The following is a 5,645-nucleotide window of genomic DNA, read 5'->3' on the forward strand; positions in this document are numbered from 1 at the left end:
AAGTTGGCAGCATCACCGGAGGGACGTTATGAATAATTCTGATTTAGACGATTTGGCAGCAGAACTTGCCGAGTTTGCACCACCTGAGAAGAAAAAAGGACGTCCAGCCAGCGAGGAACGCATCATAGCCGGTTTTGAAGAAATCCAGCGCTTTACTGAGCAACATGGGCGTGTCCCGCAACATGGCGAAGAGCGTGATATCTTCGAGCGTCTCTATGCAGTGCGGCTCGACCGCCTACGCAGTCTCCCAGACTGCCGTGCCTTGCTAGAGCCACTGGATCATCAGGGCTTATTAGCTGGAGGGGGCGATGTAGCGGAGTCTGCGGACGAAATTATCGATATCGATAACTTGGCTGCCGAACTGGCGGATGTTTCCAGCGAGGACGATATCACGGTCTTGCGTCATGTTCGTGCTAGCACCGAAAAGCGCGTTGTACAAGGAGTTGCGGATCGCAAGCCGTGCGAGGATTTTGATGCGTTCAAACCACTATTTGAGCAGGTACGCAATGATCTAAGTTCAGGGTTAAGAGTGACCCGACCTTTTGGGCAGTATGCAACGATTGAAGTGGGTCATTGGTTTATCCTGGATGGTCAAACGGCTTATGTGTCTGAGGAAGGTGAAGAGTTCGATTCTCCACAGGGGAAGAAAGATGCTCGGCTGCGTGTCATTTATTCGAATGGTACAGAAAGCAACCTACTTCGGCTGTCATTGGTTCGTGCTTTGTATAAAGACGAAACAGCGCGTCGAATTACCGATCCAGACATGGGGCCTTTATTCAGCGATGCTCTAGAAGAGAGCGATCTAGAAAGTGGCACTATTTATGTGTTGCGTTCGCTATCTGATAACCCTTATGTAGCTGAACATCGTGATGTCATTCACAAGATTGGAGTGACTGGCGGCAAAGTAGAGGCGCGTATTGCCAATGCGGAACACGATTCCACCTATCTGTTAGCGAAGGTCGAGGTGGTAGCTTCATACAAGCTTGCAGGCATCAACCGCACCCGGATGGAAAACCTGTTTCACAGGTTGTTTGCACCCGCAAGGCTTAACATTACCATTAACGACCGTTTCGGCCATCCAGTGCAGCCCGAGGAATGGTTTCTCGTTCCGTTATTCGTTATCGATGAGGCTGTTGCACGTATTAAGGATGGTAGCATCATTGGGTATGTTTATGACCCCATGTCTGCGAAACTGGTGAAGGCATAGTGTAGTGGTCAAGTAATATTGGCCTCGGTTTTACAGTAAAAATGGTATCTGTTCTCTGACTCTTCCGGCGTCAGCCCACCGTTATAATGGTGAGGTCTGACGCTGTTGTAGTAGTTCAATATGTAATCATTAATTTGCTGCCGGGCCTCGTCCTTGCCTGCGTAACCATTCGCTGGCACCCATTCTGTTTTCAGACTGCGGAAGAAGCGTTCCATGGGGCTGTTATCCCAGCAGTTTCCCCGCCGACTGACGCTTTGATTTATTCTGCAACACCAGAGAAGTTGTTGATATTTAAGGCCTGTATACTGGCTTCCCTGGTCGCTATGGAACATGACATCCCGGGGTTGACCACGCGTCTCATAGGCCATCCGCAGGGCACTGCTTATCAGTGCGGTATCGGCATGCGCTGACAGACTCCAGCCGATAACCCTGCGGGCAAAAAGATCCATAACAACCGCCAGATAGCACCAGCGATTTCCTGCCCAGAGATACGTAATATCTCTACACCATACCCGGTCTGGCTCCGGTACTGCGAACTGACGCTCGAGCAGATTCGGCAGGCTGGTATGCTCCTGACGGGCATTTTTATACTGATGTTTTCCGGGCTGACAACTGCTCAGGTTCAGATATTTCATCAGACGCCCGGCACGGTAACGGCTCATCGGGACGCCGTTTTGAGTCAGCATTTCAGCCAGAGTGCGCGCGCCCGCAGAGCCCCGACTTTGGTTCCATGCCCGGCGTATTTCGCTGCACAACCTGACTCGCGCCGGATTAACCGTATCGCGTCGTTTTCGCCAGTACCGGTAACTGCTGCGGTGTATTTCCAGAGCAGAACACAGGCTGACAACCGTGTGGCTGTCACTCAGTCTGGCGGCTATCGTGAACCGTTCAGCGAGTCGGACATTAAGAGCGCGGTAGCCTTTTTTAATATCGTATTTTGTTCCTCCAGACGGCGAACTTGCTTTTCCAGCTCGCGAATGCGTTGTTGCTCTGGGCTAATGGGAGTTGCAGAGGGCGTAATACCCTGACGCTCCCGCCTGAGCTGGCGCACCCAGGTCTCAAGGGTAGTCGAACCAACATTCATCGCTTCGCTGGCTTGTCGATATGAGTAGCCCTTATCAACAATCAGCTGTGCACATTCCAGCCTGAACTCAGGGGTGAAGGTTCGTTTGGTTTTCTTGTTCATTAAGTCACCTGTTTTGTGTTGTGGTGAGAATATCACCTTTAATCAGGTGGCCAAATTTAGTGTGCCACTACAAACCAAAGCTGGCAAGCAAAGGAACGAAGACGAGGCATCTGGCAATACTTCGCGCCATTCTCAATATGGCTGTTGAATGGGGATGGCTTGACAGGGCGCCCAAAATATCAACACCACGCGTTAAGAATGGACGAATCAGATGGCTTACAGAGGAGGAATCGAAGCGCCTGTTTGCAGAAATTGCTCCTCATTTCTTCCCTGTGGTCATGTTCGCAATCACTACAGGTCTTCGCCGCTCCAACGTTACAGACCTTGAGTGGTCACAGGTCGATCTGGATAAGAAAATGGCATGGATGCACCCTGATGAAACAAAAGCTGGCAATGCGATCGGAGTTCCTCTTAACGAAACCGCATGCCAGATATTAAGAAAACAGCAGGGGCTCCATAAGAGATGGGTATTTGTCCACACCAAACCTGCCTACCGAAGCGACGGAACAAAAACAGCTGCGGTAAGGAAGATGAGAACCGATAGCAACAAAGCATGGAAGGGAGCGTTAAAGCGGGCAGGCATTAGCAACTTCCGATTCCATGACCTGAGACACACCTGGGCAAGCTGGCTGGTTCAGTCCGGAGTCTCTCTTCTTGCACTTAAAGAGATGGGAGGATGGGAAACTCTCGAAATGGTTCAAAGATACGCCCACCTTTCAGCCGGGCATCTCACCGAGCACGCGAGCAAAATCGATGCGATTATAAGTCGCAATGGCACAAATACGGCACAAGAGGAGAACGTAGTTTACTTAAATGCGAGGTAACTTATTGATTTAAATGGTGCCGATAATAGGAGTAAAACACTCGATTAATCTCGTGTTAATGCCATCACCTACGACCATTACTAATTGATTGAATCTTATAGAAAAATAATCATTTTCTATGCGTCACAATCAATTTTCACATTACAAACGCTCCGACACTTTAACCGGGGAGTTTATGAGATACAAGCCTAACCAATACTTAATCTGTGATTCTTACGGTAACTACTATTTGAGGATCACGCTGCCTGTGTATATGCAGCCCTTTTTTGAAGGAAAAAGGACGTTTGTCAGGAGTCTACACACAAGTAATCTTCGTGTTGCACGTAGAAAGCGTGATCAGATTGCAGATGAATACCATTGCTTACGGGAGAGTGTCGCCCCTGTAAACAGCACAATAGAGAACACGCTGGAACTGTTACGCAGTAAGGCTAAATACGCCAAAACAGCTACCAGAATGCAAGATACAGCGTCTTCGTGTCCGTCATTGCTTAAAATTCTTGAAATCTACCTGACAATTAACAGCACGAAGAAGAAGCCAGCCACTTTAGCTAAGGCAAGAAAAGCGGTAGAGATGTTTCTCTCCTACCGTAAAAAGCCTGATATTGCATTGCAAGATGTGAGCCGCACCACTGTTACAGGCTGGATTGAACACATGCAAAAAACCCTTTCACAACAATCAATTGCAAATTATATCAGCCCAATGGCCCAGCTATGGGAGTTAGCTTCATCACGTTACCACGATGCGCCAGAAAGGGCGCTCTCCCCCTGGCGAGGGCATAGGCTTGATGTGGCACAAAGTAGAGAGAGCTACGAGGCATTTTCTAACAAAGAGCTATTGCAGGTGTTGCAAGTATTTTCCGGTAATTCAGCAGAAAACAAAGAAATGACGGCTTTGTGTCTTATCGGTGCTTATACAGGTATGAGAATCAATGAGATAGCAAGTCTCACAATAGACGATGTGAAAGAGATCGAAGGTGTGCTGTGTTTTGAAATCACACAGGGAAAAACGAAAGCTGCGGCACGTGTTGTGCCTGTACATAGCCTTATCACTCCGTTGGTGTTGTCGCTGCGTGAAAAGCCTCATAATGGCTTTTTGTTCTATCACGCCAGCATTACAGAGCGTGCTGATGGTAAACGTTCCACGTGGCACACGCAGAGATTTACAAGAGCTAAACGAAAGGCTTTAGGGGAAAAGGGAACAGAAAGGAAGGTGTTTCATTCTCTGAGACACGGAGTAGCACAGCTTCTTGATCGAAATCAAATTCCAGAAGACAGGATCGCCCTTCTCCTGGGCCATACACGCGGCAATACAGAAACATTCCGCACATATAGCAAGAATGCAGCTTCTCCAGTAGAGCTTAAAAACTATATTGAGCTTCTACGCTACCCTGAAATAGAGAAAGGCTTATCAATCAATAAAAAATCAAATTTAAGGCGTAAAACAACGCCATAGACGCAATAAAGAGGCTTCAACATAGATTGGTAGCCTCTTTTATAATTACATCGTTACAGAGCGTTTTAGAGGCATTTACGGCTATTCCTGTTTAAAGGCAGGCGTAATAGTGTCTTCACCTTCACTTGATTTTTCAGTGTTAACACGTTTTTTCATATTAGCCCCGATGTTCTTAGATGGCTGTGTTTTGATAGCTACAGTGTTTACAGTGCCATAAGAAACTAATCTTATTTGCTCAAAGCTAAGATCAAATACCAGGGATTCGCTTGCCTCTTCTGTGTATTCGATGCCTGTTAAAACAACGTTCTCAAAAGTTTTATTTTCTGTAACAAGAAGAAAAGGCTGTCTACTGTCCATAATCTGATTCAAGTAGTCGATAGCTAATGATCTTCTGTTCCCGTTCACCCCTGCACTCTTTAACAAGCCAGGATCGCTTTTAATCGGTGTTTCAGTGATCCTTCCTTTAAGAGAAAACTTATTGTTTTTAATTTGAACGTGATCAGACACAGTAGCACCATTTTCTACGGGGTAGCTTGTAACATCTGCCGAACGTGAGACGTTCACATTGTCAACACTGTCAAAGGCCAGCGCCATATAATTTTCATAAACGTCATTGCCAGAAGATGCCAAGCCACTGGTAACAATAGCAAATCCATTTTCTCCTTTTGTTTTATTAGCTTTGCTATTTTCGTTTTTTGTAGAGTTTATATCTTGTTCTGCTTTGTAAACAGCCTGAACGTGTTGTTCTGGAGTATTTGCTGCACGTATGGTTAAAATTCCCGCCGTTGCCATAATAATTTTCCTTGTAATGTTATGGCGGGAATTACCCCCCGTTAGATTTTCCTGATAAGCTGGGTAATGTTTATGATTGCAAGAAGCTATCCCCACTTGCTCTAGCTGTAAAATCCACATAATCGCTTAATCTTTATGTGTCAGAATTAATAGTAAGCGGAACCTCCGTTACCCCTTCAAAGG

4 protein-coding genes and 1 pseudogene are annotated in these 5,645 nt (G+C 46.6%); 3 read left to right on the forward strand and 2 right to left on the reverse strand.

Annotated features, from left to right (window positions below; translation table 11 throughout):
- Positions 1-28: 28 nt before the first annotated feature.
- Positions 29-1,207 carry a GIY-YIG nuclease family protein gene (locus tag A7589_RS21830; RefSeq protein WP_001065545.1) on the forward strand — a complete coding sequence of 393 codons (1,179 nt, stop codon included), beginning with the start codon at positions 29-31 and terminating at the stop codon, positions 1,205-1,207.
- 8 nt (positions 1,208-1,215) lie between these two features.
- Here the strand turns inward: A7589_RS21830 and A7589_RS21835 are convergent.
- A protein-coding gene (locus A7589_RS21835; RefSeq protein ID WP_108189010.1) for an IS3 family transposase occupies positions 1,216-2,429 on the reverse strand; the annotation gives its coding sequence in 2 pieces (ribosomal slippage) (positions 1,216-2,135 and positions 2,135-2,429; 1,215 coding nt in all).
- A gap of 23 nt (positions 2,430-2,452) precedes the next feature.
- Here A7589_RS21835 and A7589_RS21840 point away from each other — a divergent pair.
- A pseudogene (locus A7589_RS21840) lies at positions 2,453-3,217 on the forward strand (site-specific integrase); the annotation flags it as partial.
- A gap of 175 nt (positions 3,218-3,392) precedes the next feature.
- Positions 3,393-4,670: a tyrosine-type recombinase/integrase gene (locus A7589_RS21845; protein WP_174218588.1), complete on the forward strand. Its 1,278-nt coding sequence runs from the start codon at positions 3,393-3,395 to the stop codon at positions 4,668-4,670.
- Between the two features lie 81 nt (positions 4,671-4,751).
- Here the strand turns inward: A7589_RS21845 and A7589_RS21850 are convergent, their stop codons facing one another.
- Entirely contained in the window at positions 4,752-5,462 is a 711-nt protein-coding gene (locus A7589_RS21850) for a phage baseplate protein (protein ID WP_108189012.1), read from the reverse strand.
- Positions 5,463-5,645 lie beyond the last annotated feature (183 nt).

The organism is Escherichia sp. MOD1-EC6475 (assembly GCF_003046645.1).
GTDB classification, from domain to species: domain Bacteria; phylum Pseudomonadota; class Gammaproteobacteria; order Enterobacterales; family Enterobacteriaceae; genus Escherichia; species Escherichia ruysiae.

What these genes read in the sequence shown, in the direction of transcription:
- A7589_RS21830 (WP_001065545.1), top strand. Translation starts at nt 29, where the DNA reads ATGAATAATTCTGATTTAGACGATTTGGCAGCAGAACTTGCCGAGTTT.
- A7589_RS21845 (WP_174218588.1), top strand. Translation starts at nt 3,393, where the DNA reads ATGAGATACAAGCCTAACCAATACTTAATCTGTGATTCTTACGGTAAC.
- A7589_RS21850 (WP_108189012.1), bottom strand. Translation starts at nt 5,462, where the DNA reads ATGGCAACGGCGGGAATTTTAACCATACGTGCAGCAAATACTCCAGAA.